The 26535-nt window shown below is 44.0% G+C and carries 23 protein-coding genes; 19 read left to right on the top strand and 4 right to left on the bottom strand.

All coding sequences use genetic code 11. The features are described from left to right. Positions 1-364: 364 nt before the first annotated feature. The 3 genes from ACQY6Q_RS01035 (at position 365) to ptsG (ending at position 5108) form a co-directional block, all read left to right on the top strand. Complete coding sequence (locus tag ACQY6Q_RS01035; RefSeq protein WP_427976834.1) at positions 365-1741, top strand: carbohydrate porin; 1377 nt, start codon at positions 365-367, stop codon at positions 1739-1741. 95 nt (positions 1742-1836) lie between these two features. Then, positions 1837-2814 (top strand): MalM family protein, encoded by a 978-nt coding sequence (locus ACQY6Q_RS01030; RefSeq protein WP_427976832.1) that lies wholly within the window; start codon positions 1837-1839, stop codon positions 2812-2814. Positions 2815-3674: 860 nt separating this feature from the next. Further along, the gene (gene ptsG, locus ACQY6Q_RS01025) at positions 3675-5108 is read left to right on the top strand and encodes a PTS glucose transporter subunit IIBC (protein WP_427976829.1); all 1434 of its coding nucleotides are present in this window, start codon (positions 3675-3677) and stop codon (positions 5106-5108) included. A gap of 58 nt (positions 5109-5166) precedes the next feature. On the opposite strand, the gene ACQY6Q_RS01020 is transcribed toward ptsG, so the two are convergent. From ACQY6Q_RS01020 to map, 4 genes are all read right to left on the bottom strand, one after another. Then, positions 5167-5544, bottom strand: a complete 378-nt coding sequence (locus tag ACQY6Q_RS01020; protein WP_427976826.1) for a DUF3461 family protein — start codon at positions 5542-5544, stop codon at positions 5167-5169. A 186-nt stretch (positions 5545-5730) separates the two neighbouring features. Continuing rightward, positions 5731-6768, bottom strand: a complete 1038-nt coding sequence (dapD, locus tag ACQY6Q_RS01015; protein ID WP_427976824.1) for a 2,3,4,5-tetrahydropyridine-2,6-dicarboxylate N-succinyltransferase — start codon at positions 6766-6768, stop codon at positions 5731-5733. A gap of 35 nt (positions 6769-6803) precedes the next feature. Next, positions 6804-9413 carry a bifunctional uridylyltransferase/uridylyl-removing protein GlnD gene (gene glnD, locus ACQY6Q_RS01010; protein ID WP_427976822.1) on the bottom strand — a complete coding sequence of 870 codons (2610 nt, stop codon included), beginning with the start codon at positions 9411-9413 and terminating at the stop codon, positions 6804-6806. Positions 9414-9438: 25 nt separating this feature from the next. Further along, positions 9439-10230, bottom strand: coding sequence for a type I methionyl aminopeptidase (map, locus tag ACQY6Q_RS01005; RefSeq protein WP_427976819.1), 792 nt, complete (start codon positions 10228-10230; stop codon positions 9439-9441). A gap of 305 nt (positions 10231-10535) precedes the next feature. On the opposite strand from map, the gene rpsB reads away from it, so the two are divergent. The 16 genes from rpsB to ACQY6Q_RS00925 form a co-directional block, all read left to right on the top strand. After that, a complete protein-coding gene (gene rpsB / locus ACQY6Q_RS01000) occupies positions 10536-11270 on the top strand; it encodes a 30S ribosomal protein S2 (RefSeq protein ID WP_427976817.1) in 735 nt (244 codons plus the stop codon). Positions 11271-11365: 95 nt separating this feature from the next. Further along, positions 11366-12214 (top strand): translation elongation factor Ts, encoded by an 849-nt coding sequence (gene tsf / locus ACQY6Q_RS00995; protein WP_427976814.1) that lies wholly within the window; start codon positions 11366-11368, stop codon positions 12212-12214. Positions 12215-12289: 75 nt separating this feature from the next. Then, positions 12290-13039, top strand: coding sequence for a UMP kinase (gene pyrH, locus ACQY6Q_RS00990; protein WP_427976811.1), 750 nt, complete (start codon positions 12290-12292; stop codon positions 13037-13039). A gap of 11 nt (positions 13040-13050) precedes the next feature. Beyond that, positions 13051-13608 (top strand): ribosome recycling factor, encoded by a 558-nt coding sequence (gene frr / locus ACQY6Q_RS00985; protein ID WP_427976808.1) that lies wholly within the window; start codon positions 13051-13053, stop codon positions 13606-13608. 69 nt (positions 13609-13677) lie between these two features. After that, positions 13678-14469 (top strand): isoprenyl transferase, encoded by a 792-nt coding sequence (locus ACQY6Q_RS00980; RefSeq protein WP_427976953.1) that lies wholly within the window; start codon positions 13678-13680, stop codon positions 14467-14469. Between the two features lie 7 nt (positions 14470-14476). After that, complete coding sequence (locus tag ACQY6Q_RS00975; protein ID WP_427976806.1) at positions 14477-15304, top strand: phosphatidate cytidylyltransferase; 828 nt, start codon at positions 14477-14479, stop codon at positions 15302-15304. 6 nt (positions 15305-15310) lie between these two features. After that, positions 15311-16513, top strand: a complete 1203-nt coding sequence (gene ispC, locus ACQY6Q_RS00970; RefSeq protein WP_427976803.1) for a 1-deoxy-D-xylulose-5-phosphate reductoisomerase — start codon at positions 15311-15313, stop codon at positions 16511-16513. Then, the gene (rseP, locus tag ACQY6Q_RS00965; protein WP_427976801.1) at positions 16510-17862 is read left to right on the top strand and encodes a sigma E protease regulator RseP; all 1353 of its coding nucleotides are present in this window, start codon (positions 16510-16512) and stop codon (positions 17860-17862) included. The genes ispC and rseP overlap by 4 nt, the downstream gene beginning before the upstream one ends. A gap of 27 nt (positions 17863-17889) precedes the next feature. Continuing rightward, positions 17890-20319: an outer membrane protein assembly factor BamA gene (bamA, locus tag ACQY6Q_RS00960; RefSeq protein WP_427976798.1), complete on the top strand. Its 2430-nt coding sequence runs from the start codon at positions 17890-17892 to the stop codon at positions 20317-20319. Positions 20320-20343: 24 nt separating this feature from the next. Further along, on the top strand, positions 20344-20853 hold the full coding sequence (locus ACQY6Q_RS00955) for an OmpH family outer membrane protein (RefSeq protein ID WP_427976795.1): 510 nt from the start codon (positions 20344-20346) through the stop codon (positions 20851-20853). A gap of 2 nt (positions 20854-20855) precedes the next feature. Continuing rightward, entirely contained in the window at positions 20856-21881 is a 1026-nt protein-coding gene (gene lpxD, locus ACQY6Q_RS00950) for a UDP-3-O-(3-hydroxymyristoyl)glucosamine N-acyltransferase (protein WP_427976792.1), read from the top strand. Between the two features lie 15 nt (positions 21882-21896). Then, on the top strand, positions 21897-22352 hold the full coding sequence (gene fabZ, locus ACQY6Q_RS00945) for a 3-hydroxyacyl-ACP dehydratase FabZ (RefSeq protein ID WP_427976789.1): 456 nt from the start codon (positions 21897-21899) through the stop codon (positions 22350-22352). 12 nt (positions 22353-22364) lie between these two features. Continuing rightward, complete coding sequence (gene lpxA, locus ACQY6Q_RS00940; protein ID WP_427976786.1) at positions 22365-23153, top strand: acyl-ACP--UDP-N-acetylglucosamine O-acyltransferase; 789 nt, start codon at positions 22365-22367, stop codon at positions 23151-23153. Positions 23154-23648: 495 nt separating this feature from the next. Further along, positions 23649-24794 carry a lipid-A-disaccharide synthase gene (gene lpxB / locus ACQY6Q_RS00935; RefSeq protein ID WP_427976784.1) on the top strand — a complete coding sequence of 382 codons (1146 nt, stop codon included), beginning with the start codon at positions 23649-23651 and terminating at the stop codon, positions 24792-24794. Positions 24795-24818: 24 nt separating this feature from the next. Then, positions 24819-25415: a ribonuclease HII gene (gene rnhB, locus ACQY6Q_RS00930; RefSeq protein WP_427976781.1), complete on the top strand. Its 597-nt coding sequence runs from the start codon at positions 24819-24821 to the stop codon at positions 25413-25415. A 62-nt stretch (positions 25416-25477) separates the two neighbouring features. Then, positions 25478-26535, top strand: a 1058-nt coding sequence (locus tag ACQY6Q_RS00925) for a PHP domain-containing protein (protein WP_427976950.1), incomplete at its 3' end; no start/stop codon positions are given.

Genomic DNA, 26535 nt, shown 5'->3' with positions numbered 1-26535 from the left:
AAGCCTTTTCAGGTCTTTGTAAATTTATTACTTTTTTCAGCGGTAAATTGCTTATTTTAGCTTAATCTGGCTAAATTTTTGGTAATTTCCCTACTGAAAGGGTTTTCTTTGTGATTGAAAGCATTTTCATGTCGACTTGCTTAACTCTAGCTTCTTGTGATCCAGGCCTTGTTTTTGTTGGTGAAAACGCTGTTTTCAAGCCATTTTCATAAAACTGAACTGTGAGCTAGTTCAAAGTTGCGTAGGGTGCGGCTCCCTATAATCCACCTCAGTTAGCGGATATAAGCACTCATACAAATGCACCGCTGGCTCTTACTCAAAAGGTAAGGGACTTAAAATAGTTCTAATGGAAAAGGAAAGGATTATGAAACTGAAAACACTTGCTGTTGCAATCACTGCAGCAACAATTTCATCAAGCGCATTTGCACTTGATTTCAACGGTTACTTCCGTGCCGGTTTTGGTGTGAATGCTGATGGTGGTTCTCAACGTTGTTACGGTTCTGGTGGCCCAAATGCTCACGTTGTTGGTCGTCTAGGTGATGAGTGTGATACTTATGCAGAATTATCTTTTAGCCAAAACGTAGTAGAACGTCCTACTGGTGAAAAATTCTCTATTCACACTTTGCTTGCTTTAGGTACTTATGAAGATTGGCAAGGTGGCACAGACACTCGTGGTAACTCTTGGCAAGGCGTGACTGGTGGAGCTCCTGCCGATGAAGCAACAGGAGCAGGTGCTCCATGGTCTGGTCAACGTATGTCTTTCCGTGAAGCTTACGCGAAATACATGATGGCTAGCGGCACAGAAATCTGGGCGGGTAACCGTTACTACGGTCGTAAAGACGTTCACGTAAATGACTGGTACTACCTAAATGGCTCTGGTTACGGTTTTGGTGCTGACAACATTGATGTTGGCCTAGGTCAAATCGCTGTAGCTGTGCGTCATACTAAATGGCACGATGTTTCTGGTGGTGCAGACGCTAACAACACTATGTCTTCAACTCCTATCGTAGACTTACGTTGGAAAGGTGTAGATGTTGGTCTAGGTTCTTTAGATTTAATCGCCATGGTAGGCTGGGCTAACCTAAGCGATGATCAAAAAGAAGCTGCTGAAGGCAACTACAACGATAAAACAGGTGTGTCGTTGACTGCTGAGTGGGCTGTTGGTTATAGCGGTGGCTTTAACAAATTGGTAGCTCAGTACAATACTGAAGGTTTCGCTTGGTCTGGTTACGGTATGAATAACCACCTAGGTGATTCTTACAACATCGGTGCTTACAACAACGGTGGTGATGCTCAACTAGACCGTAAATCATGGCGTGTGATTGATCATGGTGTAGCAAGCTTCGGCCGTAACTGGGACTTAGGCTACTCAGTATTCTTCTCTAAAGTAGATGATAGCTGTTGTGATGCTGGTCCAGGTGAGCGTTATGGTGCAACTTTACGTCCACGTTATAAGTGGAATGACACTCTAAGTACTCAACTTGAACTAGGTTACTATAATCAACAAGACCCATGGGAAAGCGTAGATTCTACTATCAATAAAGTGACTCTTGCTCAAGCGTGGTCACCTCTTAAAGAGAAAGGCGGTTTCTGGGCTCGTCCTGAAATCCGTGTATTTGTTACTAAATACAGCGGTGACAAACGTAGCGATGGAACCGGTGAAGACGGTGGCTGGATGGGTGTTCGTGTTGTTGAAAACAACGACCTATTCTACGGCGCTCAAGTTGAAGCATGGTGGTAAGCCACACAAATTTAGTTAATTAAATTTGTAGCTAGTCAAGGCCCTCAAAATGAACTATTTTGGGGGTCTTTTTATTTGATTTTACGGAGAATAACGTGCGAAACAAAATAGCCGTAGTTTTTGTTGCCTCCTTGTTAGGGCTTGGTGGTTGTAGTTCTGGAGACATGTTAGGTCTATCTAGTGATACTCGAGATCTATTTGTTGAGCCTAGTGAAGCTGCTGCCAGTTTGCAAAGCGCACCGATTTGTTGTGAGCAACTTGCTCAGTTATCTTATAAGCCCATATCTTATAACTATGATGCGGAAGAAGAGCTAGATGCTCGGTACCAAGCCTTTTCATTTAAGTCTGGTAAAAGTTTTGTATTGGCTTATAAATTGCCCGCATTAAACACTGATATTCCTGTAAGGATAGAGAGTGTTATTGGTGAAACAGTATTCGCACCAACCGTAGCCTTATTGAGTGATACCTTTGAAATCAATCGTGTAGTTCCTGCTAGTTCGTTTCAGTATCATGAGTTAAAGGGTTTTTCTGGTAATAAGTTATCGGCTGCTTTTCGTGTTAACACAGAGCAACGAGAAGGGCGGGTTCGTGATGCCTATATGCTGATATATACTACGGACGAGGCGCGTTCACAGAGCACTCAAATTGTACACCCCGAACGTTCGCGTGCAAAAGCGCAAGCAAAAGCCGATCCCGGCATTCCCGACCCGTTAATTCCTCATTCAGCTTTTGGTTTAGTTAATGTGACTTTAAATCCTGATTTGTCGAAGGGCTTTTTTTCTGATGAGGCATGGTTTGGTAGCTCCAACGCCGATCCAAGCTTAGCTATTGTTGAAGAAGTCCAACCATCACAGGCAGCGCAGACAGCTACTCCAACCTTAGTTGCGCCAGCGGCCAATCGTAGCTTGAAGAAACCAATGCTTGAAGAAACTGAAAGTTTTTACAATAAGCTTATTTCAGAAATGGTTAAGCAAGGTGAGGTGGAAAAAGCGCTTAAGTTAGTCGAAGAAGCTGAATATGCTGGCTCTCGTTCCGCTAGAGACGCCTTTATCGAAGCCGTTAAGAATAAATAAGTTACTGAAATAGTTCTTTTGATTAAGCCAGCAATGCTGGCTTTTTTGTTTTCAGCCTTAAACCACCTACTTCAGTAGGCGGTAATTGACTTTCTCCCCTCCGCTTTGGTATTTACATGTTTGCTACCCTTGAGCTCAGGCTTGTAAGCCCCTTGATGATTTTAGTTACAAAACATTTATAGTGGGGCCATAGAGCACCCGAACCGTTCGTACCGACATCAGAGCGCTTGTAGTCGTTAATTTACAGGCTTGCCACCATAGCGTTAGCAGAGACCGCTACGCTCTCACACTGGCGAAGATAGGTTTGGTAATTTGATTACATAACCCTTATCTATATTGAGTGCTTATAATGGATATGGATACACATCTTGCTCAAGAATTTATAAATCCATTGGAATATTGTGTGAATAGTATGGTGTCAATCGACTTCCATTTTGTATTTGTGAATAAACTCACGTTAACTTGATGAAGCGAAATAAATAACTATAGTGTTAATTCTTACTGGATTTAACGTATGAGATTAAGTCTAACGCTGGGCTTTTATGCTTTTTTTTGTATGAGGGCTTAGTGGGTTTAGATGAGCTAAAATTTGAGCTAACCGAGGGGCTTGGTTACGTTAACTCGTATTTTTATCTGTTTTGTTATTGCTCGTTACAAAGCGTTACAAAAAGAGCGGTTTAACTTGTGCTAACTCGCATTTTTCTTGCAAAGACCAGCCTACACTAAGCGCCATAAATCGTTAGGTAACGAATTTAGCGACAGTTCAAAATAATTATATTTATGTCGTATCAGTATTGGCCTTTTACAGGAAAGTGATTAAGGCTTTATTTAGTACACAATCAGCCCACTAGGAGCTTACTATGTTTAAAAATTTGTTCGCGCAAGCGCAAAAGGTAGGTAAAGCACTGATGCTACCCGTATCAGTGCTGCCGGTTGCGGGTATCTTGCTTGGTGTCGGTGCGGCCGACTTCAGCTGGATGCCTAGCATTATTTCAGCGTTAATGGAAAATGCCGGTGGTTCGGTGTTCGGCCAAATGGCTCTACTATTCGCTGTTGGTGTAGCACTCGGTTTTACTAATAACGATGGTGTAGCGGCATTAGCTGCTATCGTTGGTTATGGCATTATGACTGCAACACTAGGCGTTATGGCCGGTGTTATGGGCGTTGATAAGATTGATACAGGTGTACTTGGCGGTATTTTGGCCGGTGGTGTAGCCGGTTGGACTTTTAACCGCTTCTTCCGCATTCAGTTACCAGCCTATCTTGGCTTCTTTGCTGGTAAGCGAAGTGTGCCAATTATTACCGGTTTCTTAACCATTTTCTTAGGTGTATTGTTAGCTTTCATCTGGCCTCCTATCGGAAACGGTATTGCTACTTTCTCTCACTGGGCGGCAGAACAAAACCCAACTCTAGCGTTTGGTATTTATGGCGTGGTTGAGCGTTCGTTAATTCCATTTGGTTTACACCACGTATGGAACGTACCGTTCTTCTTCGAAGCGGGTTCTTGTGTAAGTGCTAACGGTGAGCAATTAAATGGCGTGTTAACCTGTTACCTTTCAGCAGATGAAGCTTCTCGTGCAGCTAGCACTTCAGGCTTTGGTCAATTAGCTGGTGGTTACATGTTTAAAATGTACGGCCTTCCTGCTGCTGCTATCGCTATTTGGCATTCTGCTAAGCCAGAGAACCGCGCTAAAGTTGGCGGCATCATGATCTCTGCTGCTCTAACTTCATTCCTAACCGGTATTACTGAACCCATTGAATTTGCGTTCTTGTTCGTAGCACCTGTTCTATATGTTATTCACGCTCTATTAGCAGGTTTGGCATTCGTCATCACTAATACTTTAGGTATGGTGCACGGTACTTCATTCTCGCACGGTTTGATTGACTTCATCGTATTGTCAAGCAACGCTCAAAAAATGTGGTTGTTCCCAGTAGTTGGTTTGGCTTATGCCGCTATTTACTACACTGTATTCCGTGTTGTTATTGCTAAGCTTGATCTTAAAACACCTGGTCGTGAAGATGAAGAAGCAGCTGCGGGTGCCGTTGTTTCTGAAGATGAAATGTCTAAAAACTTAGTTGAAGCGTTTGGTGGTAAAGACAACATCGTTAGCCTTGATGCTTGTATTACTCGTCTACGTATTCAAGTTAAAACGGTAGAGTCTGTAGACCAAGCGAGACTAAAAGGCCTAGGTGCTGCAGGTGTTGTCGTTGCTGGTCAAGGTGTTCAAGCTATCTTTGGTACTAAATCGGATAACTTAAAAACCGATATGGAAGTGTACTTAAAAACACTATAACCTTAGTTTGTTACCCTGAATAAAAAAGGAGGCTTAGCCTCCTTTTTTATGTTGACTTTTACAGCCGCTCTAATTTTGCTTCTATTTCTGCGATTTTATTTGAAACCACTTTCTCTAGATGTTTTAGCTCTGACAGTATTTGCTGTTTTGTGTCTCTTTCCTGTTGCTCTCTTCGGGTTATTTGATCTAACTCTTCGACGATAAAGCGCAAGTTAGCGTTGATTTCAGTGGTATCTTTATAAGTACCTCGCCCTCCATCAATTAACACGGTTTTCTTTTGCCGCGGATACTTAAACTTCACGCTGCGAGTGAGGAAGTCACCTTTTTCTTTATGAAAGTAAATTTTCAACGTATCGGAATGTGCTTCTTGGCGAAGACTGTAGCGTTCAATATCATTTGGATTATTTATGCCAATGCTTTTTAGGTTTTTGTACATGGATTTCCCTCTATCGTGAGTCTTCGTTTTAATATGAAACAGCTGCTGCTGTGTTTTTTACAGAGCCTGTAACTAGCAGCATAGCGCAGAAAAAATAGAAGCGGTGTGAACTGGGAAAGTTTTTAAAAGCTAGCAGAGGAAATAGGGGCGAAACCCAAGTAGTTGGCACTACTTGGGTTATTGCTCTTAGTTATGAGCGTGTAGTTCTTCGTTCAAGGCTATCGCGGTTTTATTGGTTAAACATTCTATGGCTCCGCTAATGCTGTTGCGACGGAACAATAGGTCTGATTTACCCGCTAATTCTCGGGCTTTGATGGTGCCAGCTTGTTGTTTGTTCTCATCGATCAAAATCACTTTGGTACCGGCGGTAATATATAAGCCCGACTCGATGGTGCAACGGTCGCCTAAGGGGATGCCTGTTCCAGCATTGGCACCAATCAGTGACTCTTCACCTACCGAGATAACCATATTGCCGCCACCAGAGAGGGTGCCCATGGTTGAACAGCCACCGCCAAGATCCGAGCCTTTGCCGACGAATACACCTGCAGAAATACGGCCTTCAACCATACTTGTGCCAGCTGTTCCGGCGTTGAAATTACAGAAGCCTTCATGCATTACCGTGGTACCTTCGCCAAGGTAAGCACCTAAACGTACGCGAGAGGTAGCAGCGATACGTACGCCACTTGGTACTACGTAATCAGCCATTTTAGGGAATTTGTCAACGGAGGTGACTTGTAGCAACTCGCCTTTAGCGCGCGCTTCTAATTGACGAGCAGGTAACTCTGCTAAATCAATAGCACCTTGGTTGGTCCAAGCTACATTAGGCAGTACCGCAAAAATCCCGGTTAAATCGGTTCCATGAGGTTTAACTAAGCGATGAGATAATAGATGCAACTTGAGGTAGGCTTCGGGGGTAGAAGCTGCTGCACTATCTTCATTGAGCAAACATAGAACACGAGCTTGCTTACTACCGATTAGGGCTTTATAAGCGCTGACTTGTTCGTTAAGCTCTAGAGCTTCAGCATTGCTAATCAAGCTATTTAGCGCTTGATCATCTAACTCGATGTCTTGTTTGCCATTGTTGTAGTTTAAACCTTTAGTTAGCGCGCTAACTTCGGCTGCAGTGGGGTTTAATACAGGGGCGGGGTAAAAAACTTCTAGCCATTGGCCATTTGCGTTTTTACTTCCCACACCAACGGCGTAACTAAAAAAGTCTTTTGACATGTTTGTCTCCAAATAGTAGTTGAGCTTGCAGAATATTATTGTTTGAGTGCTTGTTCCAAAATTTGTTTAAGCTGTTGCTTTTGTTCAGGACTAAGCTTTTCTCGTTCGCAATTGCTAATGCTGAAGAAATCTTCAGCTTTTTCACCAATAGTGGTGACTTTAGCTGCATGAATCGAATAGTTGAACGACTGAAATACGGCGCTTATTCTAGCCAATAATCCAGGTTTATCCAACGCAACGATTTCGATTAAAGTGCGTTTCCCTTTGGTTGGAAGAAACGAGACCCTTGGCGCAATAGAAAATTGTTGTACCTGCCTTGGGACGCGGCGCTGCTTGATGTCTATAGGCGCAGCAACGTGAAGCTTAGTGGCTAAAGTTTGTTGAAGTAATACGCCGCGTTCAGGAGATAAAGGTTCTCCTTCATGGTCGAGTACCACAAAGGTATCCAGCACGAAACCATCGCGGCTAGACATGATTTGAGCATCGTGAATATTAAGATTCTTTTGGTCAAGTTCTGCTGCTACCGAAGCGAAGAGGTGGGGAATATCCCGGCAATGTACAAATATTTCGGTTCCCCCACGAGTCGCTCTGCGGCTGACTAAGACCAGAGGCTGATCTTCACTATGACCCCATAGATTGTCACTGTGCCATGCTATTTGCTGGGGGGTATGGCGCAGAAAGTAATCGGCTCTAAAACGTTGCCACAAACCACGTATTTGCTCTTCTGAGTAACCTTTTAACTCAAGTCGTTCAATCGCTTTTTTCTGCTTGTCGCGGATCATGCCACGCACATCAACAGGAGTTTCCAAGCCACGGCGAAGGGCTTTTTGGGTGGCGTGGTATAGCTCGCTAATTAGGGTTCGCTTCCAACTATTCCAAGTATCGTCGTTGGTGGCGCAAATATCGGCTACGGTTAAGCACAGCAACATATCTAAGTGGCGCTGATCGCGCACGGTTTTAGCAAATTTGCTGATAACTTCTGGGTCGTAAATATCACGTCGCTGCGCGGTTACCGACATCAATAAGTGGTGTTTTACCAACCAAGCAACGGTACGAGCCGAAGGGCTACTAAACCCGTGAGCTAAACAAAACTCTTCTGCATCAACAGCCCCTAAAGTGGAGTGATCGCCTTTTCTTCCTTTGGCTATGTCATGGAAGATGGCGGCTAAGGTTAATAAGTCGGGTCGTTCTAAGCGAGGATAGACCTGACAGCAGAGAGGGTGTGTTTCTTCGGTTTCTTTAAAGTTAAAAGAATGGATTTTAGTTATAAGACGATGTGTATGTTCATCCACTGTAAAGGCGTGAAACAAATCAAATTGCATTTGCCCAACAATGCGGCTCCACGCTGGGAAATAGGTGGAAAGAACCCCGTAGCGGTGCATTAAGGTGAGCGGAAGACCCGTGACGTTTGGGTGTTGAATTAACCGTTTGAAATGGCGACGGCATTCCGGTAGGTCCTGTAGCCAATGAGTTAATCGGCGACGAGCTTCACGCAATTGACGCAGCGTCGCCGAATAAATACCGGTGATTTTAGGGTTGTCGGCGATATGTAAAAACATCACTAAAATCTGTTCTGGTCGCTCTAAGAATAATTGGCCATTATTAGTGTCGATGCGATTGCCACGTAACATGAAGTGTTCGTCAACCGTTTGCACATCCATCGCGGTATTACCCAAAATGGCTTCATCAAACAGTTGCAGTAACATCTCATTGAGTTCTGAGATACGCCGCACCGTTTGGAAAAAGTGCTTCATTAAGCGCTCAACCGGTGCATTATGTTCGCCGCTGTAACCTAGTGATTTGGCCACCGCTAGTTGGCGGTCAAATAGTAGACGGTCGTCACTCTTCGTCAGGTGAATATGTAAGGCAAAACGAACTCGCCATAAAAAATCTCGGCAGTCTTGTAGCTCGCGACATTCGGCCAGAGTTAAGAAATTTTGTTTGGTTAATTCCTCTAAATCACTACTGCCAAAGTGGCGACCCGCTACCCAGCACACGGTTTGTATATCGCGTAGACCGCCAGGATTAGCCTTAATATCAGGCTCAAGAGAGTAGGCGTTTCCTTTGTATTGCCTATGGCGAGTGAGTTGCTCATCTTTTTTAGCTCGAAAGAATGCTTCGCTTGGCCAGAAGCTGTCAGCGCAGACGGCGAGGCAGAGCTTCTTATAAAGCTGCTTATCGCCATAAATTAACCGACACTCCTGCAAATTGGTGGCAATGGTAATGTCTTGTAAACCTAACTCTAGGCACTCATCAAGGGTTCGTACGCTTTGACCTACATCTAGGCGAATATCCCATAGCAGGGTGATAAAAGTAGAGATTTTTTCAGCTACGGCTGGAGCTACTTGTTGTTGGCTTAAGATCAAAATGTCGATATCTGAGCGCGGGTGTAGCTCTCCTCGACCATAACCGCCTACGGCAAGGAGAGACAGGTCTGCTTGTTCGGATAAACCAAAATGTTGCCACAACTCAGTTAATAGGCGATCCATTTGTTGTGAACGTAACTGTACCAGTTCAACAACATGTACACCTTGGTCAAATTGTTCGGCAAGATACTGCTGCAGTTGGTCGAGATATTGCTTACAACAACTTACTGAAATGTCGTTAATGCAAGGCACAGGCGGCGCTGCTACTGTCGTTTCCATGACTAAACCTCTACAACCTTGCTAATTAATTTTTTATGATGCGCGGAAAATCTTCTTCATCACGTAGTGTCAGTACTTCAACGCCGTCGTTTGTCACCAGTAAGGTGTGCTCCCACTGGGCAGAGTTTTTGCCATCATTGGTACGGGCTGTCCAACCATCGTTGTCATCGACCCAGTTACCTTTTTTACCTTGGTTAATCATTGGCTCGATAGTGAAGCACATGCCCGGTTTTAGCAGGGTGTGGTCGCTGTTGCGGTAGTGCATAATTTGCGGCTCTTCATGGAAGCCTTCGCCGATACCATGGCCACAGAAGTTGTCGACGATCCCGTAGCGGTAATTGCCTTTTTTCAAATATCTTTGAATGGCGCTGCCAATATCGGACACCTTATTTCCCGGTTTTACCGCTTTTATACCTTGATACAGCGCTTGTTGAGTCACTCTGCATAGCAGTTTGTCGGCAGGGCTAGTATTACCTAGTAAGAACATTTTAGAGGTATCACCATGATAACCATCTTTAATAACGGTAATATCAATGTTCAATACGTCCCCATCTTTAAGAATATGGGTTGGCGAGGGAATGCCGTGACAAACGACGTCGTTAACCGAGGTACAAATAGACTTAGGAAAGCCATGGTAGTTGAGTGGGGCAGGAATGGCGCCTTGTTCCACGATGTAGTCGTGACAGCGTTTGTCTAACTCTTCTGTGCTGACCCCCACTTTTACAAACGGTGCGATCATATCTAGCACATCTGCTGCCAAACGGCCGGCTATGCGCATTTTTTCAATTTGTTCTGGGGTTTTTATTACTATGCTCATGAGTTTTAAATAGTTGAGTGCTTACCGTGGTTTTGCGCTAGTTTACCGTAAGCCTGAGGTGAGTTGTAGTAGCTAGAAAAATTAACAAAAAAACAAGGCTTCACTTTAACATTTTAGCTATTTATGGTATAAAGCGCGCCGTAGGTTATTACTGGGTTTTCTGAGCACTGTTGATATCTACATAAACTAAATATCTTTATTTTAAACACACACACACATCGTCACGTTTTCCGGGGTGCTGAATCGTTGATTTGGTCGGTAAAATGGGATGTGTGGAGGCCTAACCCCAATTTGAGGAAATTATAATGGCAAACGTTTCAATGCGCGATATGCTTCAAGCAGGCGTACACTTCGGTCACCAAACTCGTTACTGGAATCCAAAAATGAAGCCTTTCATTTTTGGCGCTCGCAACCGAGTTCACATCATTAACTTAGAAAAAACTGTTCCTATGTTTAATGATGCAATGGCTGTTCTTAAAAAAGTTGCAGCTAAAAAAGGTAAAGTTTTATTCGTTGGTACTAAACGTGCTGCGGGTGACACAGTTAAAGCTGAAGCACTTCGTTCTGATCAATTCTACGTTAATCACCGCTGGTTGGGTGGTATGTTGACTAACTGGAAAACAGTTCGTCAATCTATTAAGCGTCTAAAAGATCTTGAAGCTCAAAGCCAAGACGGTACTTTTGACAAGCTAACCAAGAAAGAAGCGCTTATGCGTACTCGCGAAATGGAAAAGCTTGAGAAAAGCCTTGGCGGTATCAAAAACATGGGCGGTCTACCAGACGTATTGTTTGTTATTGACGCTGAACACGAGCACATCGCGATCCGTGAAGCAAACAACTTAGGTATCCCTGTTATTTCTGTAGTTGATACTAACTCTTCACCAGACGGTGTTGATTACATCATTCCTGGTAATGACGATGCTATCCGTGCAATCAAATTGTACCTAGGCGCAGCTGCTGATACAGTTATCGAAGGTCGTCAAGACGACATCGTTGTACAAGCTGAAGAAGATGGTTTCGTAGAGGAAGCGGCTGAGTAATTAGTGCATTTGCACTATACTGAGAAGCTTGATGATTAGCAGGGGACAAGCTTGTCCCCTGAGTTTTATCCGATAAATAGTCGAGGATCAAACAAATGGCAATTACTGCTGCCCTAGTGAAAGAACTGCGCGAACGTACTGGCGCAGGCATGATGGATTGTAAAAAAGCGTTGACTGAAACTGATGGTGACATCGAGTTAGCGATTGAAAACATGCGTAAAAGCGGTGCTGCTAAAGCGGCTAAGAAAGCCGGTAATATCGCTGCTGAAGGCGCAATTATCATTAAAGAAGGTGCTGGTTTTGCAGCCCTATTAGAAGTTAACTGTCAAACTGACTTCGTGGCTAAAGATGCAAGCTTTACTGCTTTTGCTAATAAAGTTGCCGATGCAGCTGCTGCGGAAAAAACTGACATTGAGACTTTGAAAGCAAGCTTCGAAGAAGAGCGTGTTCAACTTGTTGCTAAAATCGGTGAGAACATCTCTATTCGTCGTGTTGAGTACTTAGATGGTACTTCTATTGCTTCTTACCGTCACGGTGAGCGTATTGGTGTTGCTGTAACTGGTGAAGCTGACGCTGAAACATTGAAGCACGTAGCCATGCACGTAGCGGCTTCTAAACCTGAGTTTTTATCTCCTGAAAACGTACCTGCTGACGTTGTAGAGAAAGAAGAAAAACTACAGATTGAGATCGCGATGAACGAAGGTAAGCCTGAAGAAATCGCTAAGAAAATGGTTGCTGGCCGTATGAAGAAATTCACCGGTGAGATCTCATTGACTGGTCAAGCTTTCATCATGGAGCCAAAGAAAACTGTAGGCGCAATGTTGAAAGAGAAAGGCGCTTCAGTGACTGGATTCATTCGCCTAGAAGTAGGTGAAGGTATCGAGAAAAAAGAAGAAGATTTTGCTGCTGAAGTAGCCGCACAAATCGCTGCAGCTAAAAAGTAATTTTAGTTGTTGTAAAGGTTGCGGTATCATGCCGCAACCTTCTTGTATTCTTACTAATGAGAGAACATCATTGCTATGAGCACCAATCCTAAACCTGCATATCGTCGCATTCTTTTAAAACTTTCAGGTGAAGCCCTCATGGGTGACGAAGGTTTTGGTATTGACCCTAAAGTATTAGATCGTATGGCTCTTGAAATTAAAGAGTTAGTAGAGCTTGGGATCCAAGTTGGCTTAGTTATTGGTGGTGGTAACTTGTTCCGAGGTGAAGGTCTAGCCAAAGCGGGTATGAACCGCGTTGTGGGCGATCACATGGGGATGTTAGCCACGGTAATGAACGGCTTAGCGATGCGCGATGCCTTACATCGGAATTTTGTTAATGCTCGGTTGATGTCGGCAATTGAATTGAATGGCGTATGTGATTCTTATAATTGGGCCGATGCCATAAGCAATTTGAAAGCGGGGAAAGTGGTGATTTTTTCCGCGGGTACTGGTAATCCATTTTTCACGACAGATTCAGCTGCTTGCTTACGTGGTATTGAAATTGAAGCCGAAGCAGTATTAAAAGGCACGAAAGTTGACGGTGTATATACTGCTGATCCAGTAAAAGACCCTGCCGCCACATTGTACCGCGAGTTGGATTATCAAGAAGTATTAGAAAAAGAATTAAAAGTGATGGATTTAGCGGCCTTCACTCTGGCACGTGACCATAGCCTACCGATCCGTGTATTCAACATGAACAAACCGGGTAGTCTAAAAAATGTGGTGATGGGCGCCGATGAGGGAACCACTATTCATCATCTATCGAATAAAACTGAAACAGAGTAGGGATAGTTATCGTGATAAACGAAATCAAACAAGATGCTCAAACACGCATGGGCAAAAGCATTGAGTCATTAAAGACTCAAATGTCAAAAATTCGTACTGGACGTGCTCATACTAGTCTATTAGATGGGATTATGGTGCCGTATTACGGTGTTGATACCCCTTTGAAACAAGTGGGTAACGTTTCTACTGAAGATTCTCGAACGCTAACCGTAACCGTTTTTGACGCTAGTTTAATTAGCGCAGTTGAGAAAGCGATTATGAGCTCTGATTTGGGCTTGAACCCTTCTTCTGCTGGTACTTTAATTCGTATTCCACTACCGATGCTAACCGAAGAGCGTCGTCGTGACTTAATTAAGATTGTTCGAGCTGAGGCTGAGCAAGCTCGTGTTGCGATTCGCAATATTCGTCGTGACGCCAATGGTGACGTAAAAGAATTGCTAAAAGAAAAAGAAATCGGTGAAGATGATGAGCGTCGCGCGCAAGATGACATTCAAAAAATTACCGATGCCGCTGTTAAGTTGGTTGATGAGGCCTTAGCCGCCAAAGAAGCTGAGTTGCTTGAAGTTTAAGCAAGTAGTAAGTTTAAGAATAGCCGTGTCTTGTTACACGGTTTTTTTTTGTAAGTATGAGTAGTGAATATGACCTTACCCGAAGCACAGCAAGCGGCTGTTAAAGAAGCGATCCCTAAACATGTTGCCATTATTATGGATGGTAATGGTCGCTGGGCTCAGCAGCGTGGTAAATTGCGGATGTTCGGCCATCAAGCCGGGGTGAAGTCAGTGAGACGGGCGGTGAGTTTTGCCACCCATGTAGGCGTCAAATCCTTAACCCTATTTGCCTTCAGTAGCGAAAACTGGCGTCGTCCTGAAGAAGAAGTGTCAAGTTTAATGAATTTGTTTTTGACAGTTTTGCAACGTGAAGTGAAAAAACTAAAAAACAATAATGTACAACTTCGAATAATTGGGGATACTTCTCGTTTTAGTGAGAAATTGCAACAACGCATTGCCACAGCCCAACAAGAAACCGCTGACAATACTGGTTTGGTGCTGAATATAGCGGCTAATTATGGTGGACGGTGGGATATCGTTAATGCATGCCAGAAGCTCTCTCAACAGGTTAAGCAAGGTATGATTAATCCAGAGCAGATCACCGAGCAAGATATATCGGCTTTAATGGAAACCGATACCGTTGGTGATGTTGATTTGTTGATCCGTACCGGCGGCGATCATCGAATAAGTAATTTTTTGTTATGGCAAACGGCTTACGCAGAGTTCTATTTTAGTGACGTACTTTGGCCTGACTTCGACGACGATGTGTTTGGCAAAGCCATCGCCGCATTTGTCAGCCGTGAGCGTCGTTTTGGCTGTACCGGTGAGCAGGTGCAGGCTTTATTAAATAATAATCAACAGAATGAGGACCATTTTGCTTAAGCAAAGAGTGTTAACTGCCCTTATACTGGCGCCCCTAGCCCTTGCGGCTATCTTCATGCTACCTCTGGCGGGCTTGGCTTTAGCTTTAGCTTTAGTGCTAGTGCTTGCCGCTAGGGAATGGGCTCGAGTTGTTTCTGCGCATAATTCCAAGCGTGTTCGTTTTTTATTAGTGTTTGCACTCAGTTTTGGCCTCAGCTTCTGGTTAATGCCTTTGCAAGAATTGAGCGCCTCAGCGGTATTTAGCTCTTTGGTAGGGCTTGCTGTAGTGGCCTGGCTGGGTAGCGTATATCTGTTGGCTTGCTACCCCAATTCGGCTCGCTTTTGGCATAACAACAGCTTGTTTAAGTTGTTGGTTGGCTTAGTGGTTTTATTACCATTCTTTTGGTCGTTAATTTTCCTACGCTCGATAGAACCCGAAAACCCAAGAGTGGGTGGTGCATGGGTGCTCTATGTATTGCTTTTAGTGTGGGCTGCCGATACCGGTGCCTATTTTGCAGGTAAGCGTTTTGGTCGCCATAAATTGGCACAAAATGTTAGCCCGAAAAAGACCATTGAAGGTTTGCTGGGAGGCTTCTGTGTGGCCGCTTTGGTGACTGCTGGTGCTTTCTTGTATCTCCCCGTAGCGGCAGGAAAAGAGTGGGTGCTTGTTGTTGCGAGTATCTGTACTGTTCTAGCCTCAGTAGTTGGTGATTTAGTTGAGAGTATGTTCAAACGACAAGCTGGAATTAAAGACAGTGGAACCTTGTTACCCGGTCACGGTGGTTTGTTGGACCGTATCGATAGTTTAACGGCTGCCATGCCTGTATTCGCCTTTTTCTACCTTAATTGGATGTAAATCATTATGAGTAGACAAGTTGTAATACTTGGCGCTACTGGGTCAATTGGCAGCAGCACCTTAAAGGTGTTGCGCAATAACCCTGAAGCCTATGATTTATACGGCGTGACGGGAGCCCGTAATGTGGCGGCTATGTTGCAAATCTGTCGAGAATTTTCGCCGCAATTTGCTGTAATGGCTGACCCTGCTAGTAACAAGAACTTAATTGAGGCGCTTAAGAGTGAACAATTAAGCACCGAAGTATTAAGTGGTGATCAGGCCGTTATCGGACTTGCTAAGGCCGAGTCGGTTGATTTGGTGATGGCCGCTATCGTTGGTGCTGCCGGCTTGTTGCCAACCTTGGCGGCGGTTGAAGCGGGTAAAACTGTTTTATTGGCCAATAAAGAAGCTTTAGTAATGAGCGGCGCCATCTTCATGGATGCTGCTGCCCGCAGTGGTGCTCAAATCTTACCAGTTGATAGCGAACACAATGCAATTTTTCAGTGCATGCCGCAAACGATACAACAAGCCTTAGGCCATTGTGACTTAAAGCAAGCAGGGGTAAGCAAAATACTGTTGACGGGGTCTGGTGGGCCGTTTCGTTATCATTCTGTGGATGCATTGGATAAGGTAAGCCCTGCTGAGGCTTGTAATCATCCCAATTGGTCGATGGGACAAAAAATTTCGGTTGATTCTGCCACCATGATGAATAAAGGCTTGGAGTATATTGAGGCGAAACGCTTATTTAATACTCAGCCAAAACAGATTGAGGTAATTATTCACCCGCAGTCAATAATTCATTCGATGGTGCAATATTGTGATGGTTCGGTACTGGCCCAAATGGGACAACCAGACATGGCAACACCGATTGCTCATGTTATGGCCTACCCCCAGAGGATCACTTCTGGTGTTGAACCATTGGATTTTTTTAGCCTTGGAGAATTAAGTTTCATTCCGCCTGACTTTTCTCGTTACCCTTGCCTGAAGTTGGCCATCGATGCTTGTTATGATAGCCAAACCGCTACAACCTGCTTGAATGCGGCTAATGAAATCGCCGTAGCGGCTTTTCTTGCCAAACGAATAACATTTACTCAAATTGCTCAAGTTGTCGCCACTTGTTTGGATGGACTTGACTATCTTGGTTCGGAAACTGAACTTTCGGTATTGCTCGAGGTCGACCAAAGAGCTCGAGTTCAAGCTGACGCAGTAGTTAAGAGGATCTGTGGATGAATGACCTAATTTGGAATACCTCATTTTTTATTATTGCCCTCGGCATTTTAGTTACGGTTCATGAGTTTGGTCACTTTTGGGTGGCGCGGCGTTGTGGGGTGAAGGTAGAGCGTTTTTCTATTGGTTTTGGTAAAGCGCTGTGGCGTAGAACTGCTGTCGATGGCACCGAGTATGTGGTGGCTCTGATTCCACTGGGTGGCTACGTTAAAATGTTGGATGAGAGAGTGGCTCCGGTGGCGCCGGAGCTTCGTTCTCAGGCTTTTAATAATAAAAGCTTGGCGCAGCGAAGTGCAGTTGTTGCTGCCGGCCCTTTAGCCAATTTCATTCTAGCGATTTTTGCTTTTTGGCTGATGTTTATTATTGGCGTTCCTTCGGTAAAACCGGTGTTAGGTGGTGTTGTTGAAGGGAGTATCGCCGAGCAAGCTGGCCTGCGTGCGGGGCACGAAATTGTGAGTATTGATGAGCAACGTACGCTTGATTGGGAAGCCGTCAATTTGGCCTTGGTTAGCCACTTAGGTCATCAAGCTCTGGATGTACAGGTAAAAGACGTTCAAACTCAGCGGGTAAGTAACAAGCTACTGGATATTCGCAATTGGCAACTGGACAGTGAGCAACAGAATCCTATTTTAAGTCTCGGTCTGCAGGCCTATAGCCCAGAAATCCTGACTAAGGTAGCCCAAGTGGTCGAGGGTAAGCCTGCTGCTAAAGCTGGAGTACAAGTTGGTGACCAGTTAAAAGCGCTTGACGGTATAGCCCTGTCATCTTGGCAAGATTTTGTTAGTTACGTTCAAGCTAGGCCAGAACAAGTGATTCAATTGGGCCTGCTTCGCCAAGGCCAATATTTGCAATTGGAGTTGCGTCCTGAGAGTCGTGAATACCAAGGGCAATCGACAGGGTACGTAGGGCTTGCTCCCGAAGTTAAACCTTATCCAGAGCAGTATCGCATAGATTTACATTATGGTTTTTTTGAGGCTATCGGTAAATCATTGGAACGAACTTGGCATTTAAGTAAATTGACGGTCTCAATGATCGGTAAATTGGTGACAGGGGTGGTTTCATTAGATAACCTTAGCGGTCCAATATCCATAGCTAAGGGAGCCGGGGCAACGGCAGACTATGGTTTAGTGTATTTTTTGGGTTTCGTTGCCTTAGTCAGTATTAACTTAGGCATTATAAACTTGTTTCCGTTGCCGGTATTAGATGGCGGACACCTAGTATTTTTTGCTATCGAAGGAATTACTGGCAAACCTGTTTCAGAACGCGTACAAGAAATAGGATTTAGGATTGGTGCAGTATTGGTGATGGCTCTGATGAGCTTAGCCATTTTTAATGATTTTATGCGCTTATAACAATTAAATAGGACGTTCTTTTTTCTTATGTTCAAAAAGCAGTTGGTTGTTGGACTTTTTCTGGCCTGCGTAGGCGGTGCTAGCTATGCTGAATCGGATTCAGCTTTCACCGTAACAGATATTCGTATTGAAGGCTTACAACGGGTTTCTTTAGGTGCAGCTTTATTACAAATCCCATTGCGAGTCGGGGATGAAGTTGATGCCGCAGAAGTTAGTGACAGTATTAAGCGTTTGTACCGTAGTGGTAACTTTGAAGATATTAAAGTCTACCGTGATGGTAATGGGTTGGTGTTTAAGGTTCTTGAAAGACCGACAGTGAGCAACATCGAATTTTCCGGTAATGACGACATTAAGACGGAACAGTTGGAAGAGTCGCTGCGTTCATCTGGAATTAAAATTGGTGAGCCTTTAGATAAAACCAATTTACGTAATATCGAAAAAAGCCTCGAAGATTTTTACTATAGTGTTGGTAAATATAGTGCCCGAGTTAGTTCTATTGTTACCCCACTTCCTCGTAATCGGGTTGATTTAAAATTTACTTTTCAAGAAGGTCTATCTGCCGAGATTGAACAGATTAATATCATTGGTAATGAGAAGTTCTCTTCAGGTGAGCTGATCAAACGGATGAGTTTAAGTGACAGCGCTCCTTGGTGGAACGTGCTGGCTGACCAAAAATATCAAAAACAAAAGTTGGCAGGCGATTTAGAAACCATTAATAGTTTCTATTACGACCGTGGCTATATTCGTTTTAATATTGACTCAACTCAAGTTGCTCTTACTCCAGATAAGAAAGGTATTTATATCACCATCAATGTGGATGAAGGTGAGGTTTACAGCATAGACAAGGTCGAGTTATCGGGTAACTTGTTGGATAAAAGTGAAGAACTCAATGGCTTAGTCGCAATACAACCGGGTGATACTTATAGTGGTTCTGCGGTAACCCAAACTGAAGACCTTATTGCTAAGTTTTTAGGCCGTTATGGTTACGCTTATCCTCAGGTAAATGTGTTTCCGGTGATTAACGATGAAGATAAATCCGTAGTATTGAATATCAATATCGATCCTGGTAGCCGTGTTTACGTTCGCCGAATCAATATTAGCGGTAATACCATTACTAAAGATGAAGTGATTCGCCGAGAAATGCGCCAAATGGAAGGCACTTGGTTGTCTAGTCGTTTGGTTGAGCAATCTAGAGCGAGATTGAGTCGTTTAGGTTATTTTGAAACTGTTGACGTTGATACCGTGAAATTGCCCGGCTCCGAAGATCAAGTTGATGTCAACTTTGTGGTAAAAGAGCAGCCTTCAGGTTCATTCAATGCAGGTGTGGGCTATGGTACCGAATCGGGTTTAAGCTTGTCTGCCGGGGTACAACAAGATAACTTCTTAGGTTCGGGTAATCGCGCAGGGGTTAACGTTAGTACCAATAAATATTCGAAAAACTTCGATATTAATTTTACTAACCCTTACTTTACTAAAGATGGTGTGAGTTTTGGTGGCCGCTTCTATTACACCGACTTTGAAGCTTCTAAAGCAGATATCGTAGACTATAACAACGAAACCATTGGCTTGCGTGGTACCTTAGGTTTCCCGGTTAACGAAGATAACCGTTTAAGTCTCAGCCTTGGTGTCGAACAAAATAAAATTTCTCAATTAAATGCCTATGCTCAAATTCAGCAGTTCTGGGACATTTATTCTCCCCATCGTAATGATGATGGTTCACTAACCTTTCAGTCGGTGGACGCAACGCTAGGTTGGACGCGAAATACTCTCAATAACGGTACTATGCCTACAGCAGGCTCGTCACAGCGCTTTGATACCAAAATAACCGTGCCTGGCTCGGACGTTCAGTATTTCAAAATGAGCTTTGATACTCGGCATTTCTTCCCGATAACCAGTAATCATGACTGGGCTTTTTCGATTCGTGGCAAAGTGGGCTACGGTAATGGTTATGGTGAGCTAGAAGGTAACGAGCAAATACTACCATTTTTTGAAAACTTTTATGGCGGTGGTTATTCATCGTTGCGTGGTTTCCGTTCTAATACTGTAGGCCCGCGCGCTTTATACTTAGTCGATAATAGTGGTAGTTCTTATGTTACTGCTTCCAATGATTCGGTAGGCGGTAATGCTATTGCCGTTGGTTCTGCCGAAATTATTTTCCCCACGCCGTTCCTCGATGAAGCCTATATTCGCCAGGTGCGTACCACCGCCTTCATCGATTTTGGTACCGTATGGGATACCGAATTTGACTATGACAAATTTAGTCAAATGCAATGTATAAGCTATTGTGACCGTTTCGGTGATTACTCATCACCGGATCGGATTCGAGCATCGGTAGGTGTGTCTATTCAATGGTTCTCACCAATGGGGCCATTGGTATTCTCGTTTGCCAAGCCAATTAAAAAGTATGATGGTGACCGTTCCGAGTCTTTCTCATTTAATATTGGCCAAACTTTTTAAACTTTGATTTTAGGAGTAAATCTTTTGAAAAAACTAATCGCCGCAGTCGCCCTTGCCATTACTATGATGAGCTCAAGCTTTGCTGCTCAAGCTGAAACTAAGATTGCAGTTATCAATATTGCTGAGGTATTCCAACAACTGCCTCAGCGTGATGCCCTGCAAAAAACTTTAAAAGATGAGTTTGAAGTTCGGGTTCAAGAAGTGCGCGGTCTTGAATCAGAAATGCAACGTCTTTATGAAAAACGAGAAAAAGACGGTGAGTTATTAGGGCAGCAAGAGGTCACTAAAATTACTCGTCAGTTAGAAACAATGCAGGCTGAATATAAACTTAAACGTAAGAATCTAGAAGAAGATCAGCGTCGTCGTGGTGCTGAAGAGCAACAAAAGTTAATGGTTAAAGTTCAAGGTGCGATTGTTGAAGTATCTAAATCTGAGGGCTACGATTTAGTATTGCCATTAGATGCAACCGCATACGCTGCTGATTCTTTAGACATCACTAAGCTAGTTATTCAGCAAGTTAGTAAGAGTAAGTAAATATGACATTCAGCCTTGGCCAAATAGCTGAGCAACTTGGCCTCACCTTAATTGGTGATGCCGAGCAAGTAATTTCCAAAATCGCTCCCTTTGAAAAAGCCGGGGAGCAAGAGATCAGTTTTATTACCAATGCTAAGTATTTGCCGTTGTTAGCAAACTGTAAGGCCAGTGCTCTCATTTTAACCGAACATCACGCGGCTTCTTTCAGTGGCAATGTGTTGTTGAGTGAAGACCCTTATGTCAGTTATGCAAAATTAGCCCAGTTGTTTGATACCACACCAGCCTGCGCAGAAGCCATTCACCCCAGTGCGGTGATTGATGAAAGCGTTGAGTTAGGCGAGCTGGTTTCAATTGGCGCCAATGCGGTCATTGAGAGTGGCGTTAAGCTCGGCGATGGAGTTCAGATTGGTGCTGGTTGTTTTGTTGGTAAAAACGCCCGTATCGGTAGTCACACCAAGCTGTGGCCTAACTGTAGCATTTATCATTCGGTTGAGTTGGGTGAGCGTTGTCTGATCCAAGCGAATACTGTTATTGGTAGTGATGGCTTTGGTTATGCCAATCAACAGGGGCAGTGGGTTAAGATCCCGCAACTCGGTTCGGTAGTGATTGGTGATTGTGTTGAAATCGGCGCTTCGGTAACAATTGACCGCGGCGCTTTGGACAATACTACCATTGACTCAAATGTGATAATCGATAATCAGGTTCATATCGCTCACAATGTCACCATTGGCAGCGGTACCGCTATTGCCGGTACTACCGGTATTGCCGGCAGTACTAGTATTGGCCGTTATTGTATAATTGGTGGTGGAGTAGCTATTAATGGCCACATTGATATTTGTGATCAGGTGACCATTACCGGTTATTCAATGGTGACTAAGTCCATTTCTGAACCCGGAACTTATTCATCGGGTATGCCAATCCAAGCCAACCGTCAATGGCGTAAATCAATGGCGCGTCTTTCTCAATTAGACGAGATGCATAAACGAATTGTTAGCTTAGAGCGCCACCAGCGCCCTGAAGCAGAGTAAAGCTAGGAAACTATTTTGACAACAGAACTTAACCGTTTAGAAATTCAAGACATTATGGCCTTATTGCCACATCGTTACCCATTTTTGTTGGTTGACAGAGTATTGGATTTCCAAGAAGGGAAAACGCTTCACGCGATAAAAAATGTGACGGTGAATGAACCTTGCTTTACAGGACATTTTCCACAACAGCCAGTATTCCCAGGTGTATTGATTTTAGAGGCTCTAGCTCAATGTACCGGTATATTGGCATTTAAATCGACCTCTAAGCCTGCAGACAACGAGCTGTATTACTTTGCTGGTATCGATAATGCTAGGTTTAAAAAGCCAGTTGGTCCGGGGGACGTCCTACATTTAGAAGTAGAATTGCTACGAGATCGTCGTGGTATCGGCAAGTTTAGTTGTGTGGCTAAGGTCGACGACGAAGTGGTATGCAGTGCCGAAATTATGTGTGCTCGTAGAGCCTTTAAATAGGTGGAACCGCTTATGATTGATAGCTCTGTAACGATTCATCCAACTGCCATTATCGAAGGTAATGTCAGCATTGGTGCCAATACCTCGGTTGGCGCGTATAGCATTATTCGTGGTGATGTTGAAATTGGCGAAAATTGCCAAATTGCTTCACATGTGGTGATAAAAGGTCATTCAAAAATAGGTAATAATAACCGTATTTTTCAGTTTGCCTCGGTAGGAGAAGACTGCCAAGATTTGAAATATGCTGGTGAAGAAACTTACTTAGAAATTGGCGATAACAATACCATTCGAGAGAGTGTCACCATTCATCGGGGAACGACTCAAGACAATAGCGTGACTAAAATCGGCAATAACTGTCTATTTATGATTAACGCTCATGTGGCACACGATTGTATCGTGGGTAATGGTTGTATCTTCGCTAACAACGCTACTTTAGCTGGTCACGTGACCATTGGTGATAATGTTATTTTTGGCGGACAAGCGGCTATTCACCAGTTCGGCAAAGTGGGATCCTACGCTTTTGTTGGCGGTTGTGCGGCGGTAAATAAAGACGTACCTCCCTATGTGATGGCGGTAGGTAACTATGCTCGCCCTGTAGCCGTAAATACTGAAGGCTTATTGCGTCGCGGCTTTAGTAAGGACGCGATTAAAGCGATTCGCCAAGCTTATAAAACCCTTTATAGAAGCGGTAATACCCTTGAAGAAGCGTTAAAGCAAATTGAACTCTCAGCTGAGCAGTTCCCAGAAGTAAAAGTGTTTGCTGACTTCTTAAAAGAAAACGGCCGAGGCATTGTCCGTTAGTTTAAGGTAGTTAGTGGCTATCGCTCGGCGGTAGCGCAGGCCTTATTAAGCCCTAACTTTTGGTTAGGGCTTTTTTATTGGCGGTTGTTGCGATTGTAGTGATGGCTTTGCTCCCTTCTCTCGGTTGGTGTAGTGAACTAAATAGTCGCTATTACCACAGCCATACTTAATCAAAGAGCTGTACGTTAAACTGAGCAATTTAGCCTTCTGCTAACCAGTTAGCAAGAAAAGCCAGCTCAAGCTTGGGTAGTTATGCTTGTTTGCTGAATTCAACTTTATTGTTAGTAATGTTTTTTTTGACTTACTCTGAGAGACTGTTCGCGTAGTCGATTTGAGCTTACAAATCCTATTTGCAAGGGTTCTGCTAAAGGGATAAAAAATGACAGCATGTGTTATCATACGGGCGTATACAAAGTAATATTAATTAGAACTATTTTAAGCGGGTGCCATAGTGGTACTGTAAAGCGTTATCTCTAAGCAAGTGCTTTTAACTCAATGACAAATAAAGATAAATTACACATAGCCATCGTTGCTGGAGAGGTTTCCGGTGATATCTTAGGCGCTGGGTTGATATCGGCCCTTAAACAACGTTATCCCAATGCTCACTTTTCTGGAATAGCAGGGCCTTTGATGCAGCAACAAGGCTGTGAAGCCCTCTATGATATGGAAGAGTTATCGGTGATGGGTTTGGTTGAAGTGTTGGGACGTTTACCGCGTATCCTTAAAATTCGTCGCCATTTAATTAAGCATTATTTGCAGTCTCCACCTGATATTTATATTGGTATAGATGCTCCAGATTTTAATTTGGGAGTAGAGCAAAAGCTGCACCAGCAAGCGATTAAAACAGTGCATTATGTTAGCCCTTCTGTGTGGGCTTGGAAGCAAAAAAGAGTATTTAAGATTAAGCAAGGCTGTAACAAAATTTTGGTATTTCTGCCTTTTGAAAAAGCCTTTTATCAGCGCTTCGATGTGCCTTGTGAATTTGTCGGTCATACGTTGGCGGATCAAATTCCTTTAGTTAATCCACAAAAGCCAGCTCTTGAGCAACTAGGCCTTGATCCTAATAACAAAGTCTTAGCGATGTTACCGGGCAGTCGAAACGCGGAAGTGGGTTTGTTAACTCCGGTATTTTTGGCGGCGGCTAAGCAATTGACTCAGCGCTATACGGGCTTACAAATTGTGGTGCCATTGGTTAATCAGCGACGACGTGAGCAATTTGAAGCCTTGTTGGCTGAGCACGCTCCAGAGTTAAAGCTAACATTGGTAGACGGTCAGGCGCGAACAGTGATGACCGCGGCCGATGTTGTGTTATTAGCGTCAGGCACGGCGACGTTAGAGGCTATGTTGGTAAAACGGCCTATGGTAGTAGCTTACCGCTTTAAACCGCTGACCTACCGTATCGCCAAGCTCATTGTTAAAGCCAAATTTGCGGCGCTGCCTAACCTGCTAGCCGATAAGATGTTGGTGCAGGAGTATGTTCAAGAGCAGTGCACCAGTGACAACATCGTTCAAGAAGTTTCGCGTTTATTAGATACTGACAATAGTGAGCTACTGGCTAGGTTTACTCAGCTACATCAGCAAATTCGCTGTGATGCAGATCAAAAAGCCGCCCAAGCTATTGTCGACGTTATTAACAGCTAGTAGTCATTTGTTTTAGGAATCCTTATGTCAGAGTTTATTTATCCTAGTGGCTATCAGTGTTTTGCTGGTGTTGATGAAGTGGGGCGTGGCCCTCTAGTGGGCGATGTGGTAACCGCAGCGGTGATACTTGATCCTGCTAAGCCGATAATCGGTTTAAATGATTCTAAAAAACTTTCAGAAAAGAAGCGCCAGCTATTAGCCGATGAAATCAAAACCAAAGCTAAGGCTTGGGCGATTGCTCGTGCTAAGCCTGCAGAAATCGACCAACTGAATATTTTGCATGCCACCATGTTGGCCATGTCGCGCGCCGTAGCGGCGTTAGCTATTACGCCCGATTTTGTTTTAGTTGATGGTAACCGTGAACCATCGTTGCTAGTTCCTTGTCAGGCAGTAGTGAAAGGGGACGGTTTGGTGGCTGAAATTAGCGCGGCTTCAATTATCGCTAAAGTGGCTCGGGACCAAGAAATGCTTGAGCTGGATGCGCGACACCCGGAATATCAGTTTGCTAAGCATAAGGGGTATCCCACTGCCTTACATTTAGACATGTTGCAAAAACACGGTGCTATTGCTGAGCATCGTCGCAGTTTTAAACCGGTACAGCGTGTATTGGGGGAGTTTTGAGTTTGTCGTCAACTAGTCAATCGCCAGCCTTTATTCACCTAAGAGTCCATTCAGACTTTTCTATGGTCGATGGTTTGAAAAAGGTCAAGCCCATCGTGGCTAAGGCGGCAGAATTAAATATGCCGGCAATTGCTCTGACCGACCAAACTAACATGTGTGGTTTGGTTAAATTTTATGGTGAAGCACATAATCAGGGGATTAAACCCATAGTGGGTTGTGACTTCTATGTGCAATCGGAAGAATTTGCCGATGAGCTATTCCGCTTGACCTTGCTGGCCAAAGATAATCAAGGTTATCAGAATATCACCATGTTGATTTCTCGGGCTTATTTGCGTGGTCATGTTCAGGCGCGTCCTGTTATCGACAAGCAATGGTTGGTGGAACATGCCGACGGGGTGATTATTCTGTCCGGCGCTCGTCAGGGCGATGTGGGTAAGGCTTTACTCAAGGGAAATCCGGTACTGCTAGAGCGTTGTGTGAGCTTTTATCAACAACATTTTTCTAATAATTACTTCCTCGAATTGATTCGAACTGGGCGTCCAGATGAAGAAAACTATCTTCATCAAGCGGTTGCCTTGGCGGCGGAGCAACATTTGCCAGTGGTTGCCACCAATGAAGTCGTATTTCTTGAAGAGGAACAGTTTCAACCACATGAAGTTCGTGTTGCTATTCATGATGGTTACGCAATTGACGATAGCCGTCGCCCCAAAAAGTATAGCCCACAGCAGTACCTACGCAGCGAACAAGAAATGCTTGAGCTGTTCGCAGACATTCCGGAAGCCTTACAAAATTCCGTAGAAATTGCCAAACGCTGTAACGTTACGGTGCGGTTGGGTGAGTATTTTCTTCCAGATTTCCCCACCGGCGGTATGCCTATTGAAGAGTATTTTTGTAAGGTATCGCGCGATGGCTTAGAAGAACGCTTGGAGTTTTTATTTCCCGATCCTGAAGAACGGGCGAAGCGACGTCCGGAATACGATGAACGTCTACAAACCGAGTTAGATGTGATTAACCAAATGGGCTTCCCTGGTTACTTCCTTATCGTGATGGAGTTTATTCAGTGGAGTAAAGATAATAATATTCCGGTTGGCCCTGGGCGCGGTTCTGGTGCCGGCTCTTT

Source organism: Agarivorans sp. (assembly GCF_050295395.1).
Classification (GTDB): Bacteria; Pseudomonadota; Gammaproteobacteria; order Enterobacterales; family Celerinatantimonadaceae; genus Agarivorans.
Note: the sequence above shows the minus strand (reverse complement) of the source record. Positions and strands in the feature narration are given on the sequence as shown.

Excerpts from the sequence above, each read along its gene's own strand:
- ACQY6Q_RS01035 (WP_427976834.1), top strand. The coding sequence starts at position 365 with ATGAAACTGAAAACACTTGCTGTTGCAATCACTGCAGCAACAATTTCA.
- ptsG (WP_427976829.1), top strand. The coding sequence starts at position 3,675 with ATGTTTAAAAATTTGTTCGCGCAAGCGCAAAAGGTAGGTAAAGCACTG.
- ACQY6Q_RS01020 (WP_427976826.1), bottom strand. The coding sequence starts at position 5,544 with ATGTACAAAAACCTAAAAAGCATTGGCATAAATAATCCAAATGATATT.
- dapD (WP_427976824.1), bottom strand. The coding sequence starts at position 6,768 with ATGTCAAAAGACTTTTTTAGTTACGCCGTTGGTGTGGGAAGTAAAAAC.
- glnD (WP_427976822.1), bottom strand. The coding sequence starts at position 9,413 with ATGGAAACGACAGTAGCAGCGCCGCCTGTGCCTTGCATTAACGACATT.
- map (WP_427976819.1), bottom strand. The coding sequence starts at position 10,230 with ATGAGCATAGTAATAAAAACCCCAGAACAAATTGAAAAAATGCGCATA.
- rpsB (WP_427976817.1), top strand. The coding sequence starts at position 10,536 with ATGGCAAACGTTTCAATGCGCGATATGCTTCAAGCAGGCGTACACTTC.
- tsf (WP_427976814.1), top strand. The coding sequence starts at position 11,366 with ATGGCAATTACTGCTGCCCTAGTGAAAGAACTGCGCGAACGTACTGGC.
- pyrH (WP_427976811.1), top strand. The coding sequence starts at position 12,290 with ATGAGCACCAATCCTAAACCTGCATATCGTCGCATTCTTTTAAAACTT.
- ACQY6Q_RS00980 (WP_427976953.1), top strand. The coding sequence starts at position 13,678 with ATGACCTTACCCGAAGCACAGCAAGCGGCTGTTAAAGAAGCGATCCCT.
- ispC (WP_427976803.1), top strand. The coding sequence starts at position 15,311 with ATGAGTAGACAAGTTGTAATACTTGGCGCTACTGGGTCAATTGGCAGC.
- rseP (WP_427976801.1), top strand. The coding sequence starts at position 16,510 with ATGAATGACCTAATTTGGAATACCTCATTTTTTATTATTGCCCTCGGC.
- bamA (WP_427976798.1), top strand. The coding sequence starts at position 17,890 with ATGTTCAAAAAGCAGTTGGTTGTTGGACTTTTTCTGGCCTGCGTAGGC.
- lpxD (WP_427976792.1), top strand. The coding sequence starts at position 20,856 with ATGACATTCAGCCTTGGCCAAATAGCTGAGCAACTTGGCCTCACCTTA.
- lpxA (WP_427976786.1), top strand. The coding sequence starts at position 22,365 with ATGATTGATAGCTCTGTAACGATTCATCCAACTGCCATTATCGAAGGT.
- lpxB (WP_427976784.1), top strand. The coding sequence starts at position 23,649 with ATGACAAATAAAGATAAATTACACATAGCCATCGTTGCTGGAGAGGTT.
- rnhB (WP_427976781.1), top strand. The coding sequence starts at position 24,819 with ATGTCAGAGTTTATTTATCCTAGTGGCTATCAGTGTTTTGCTGGTGTT.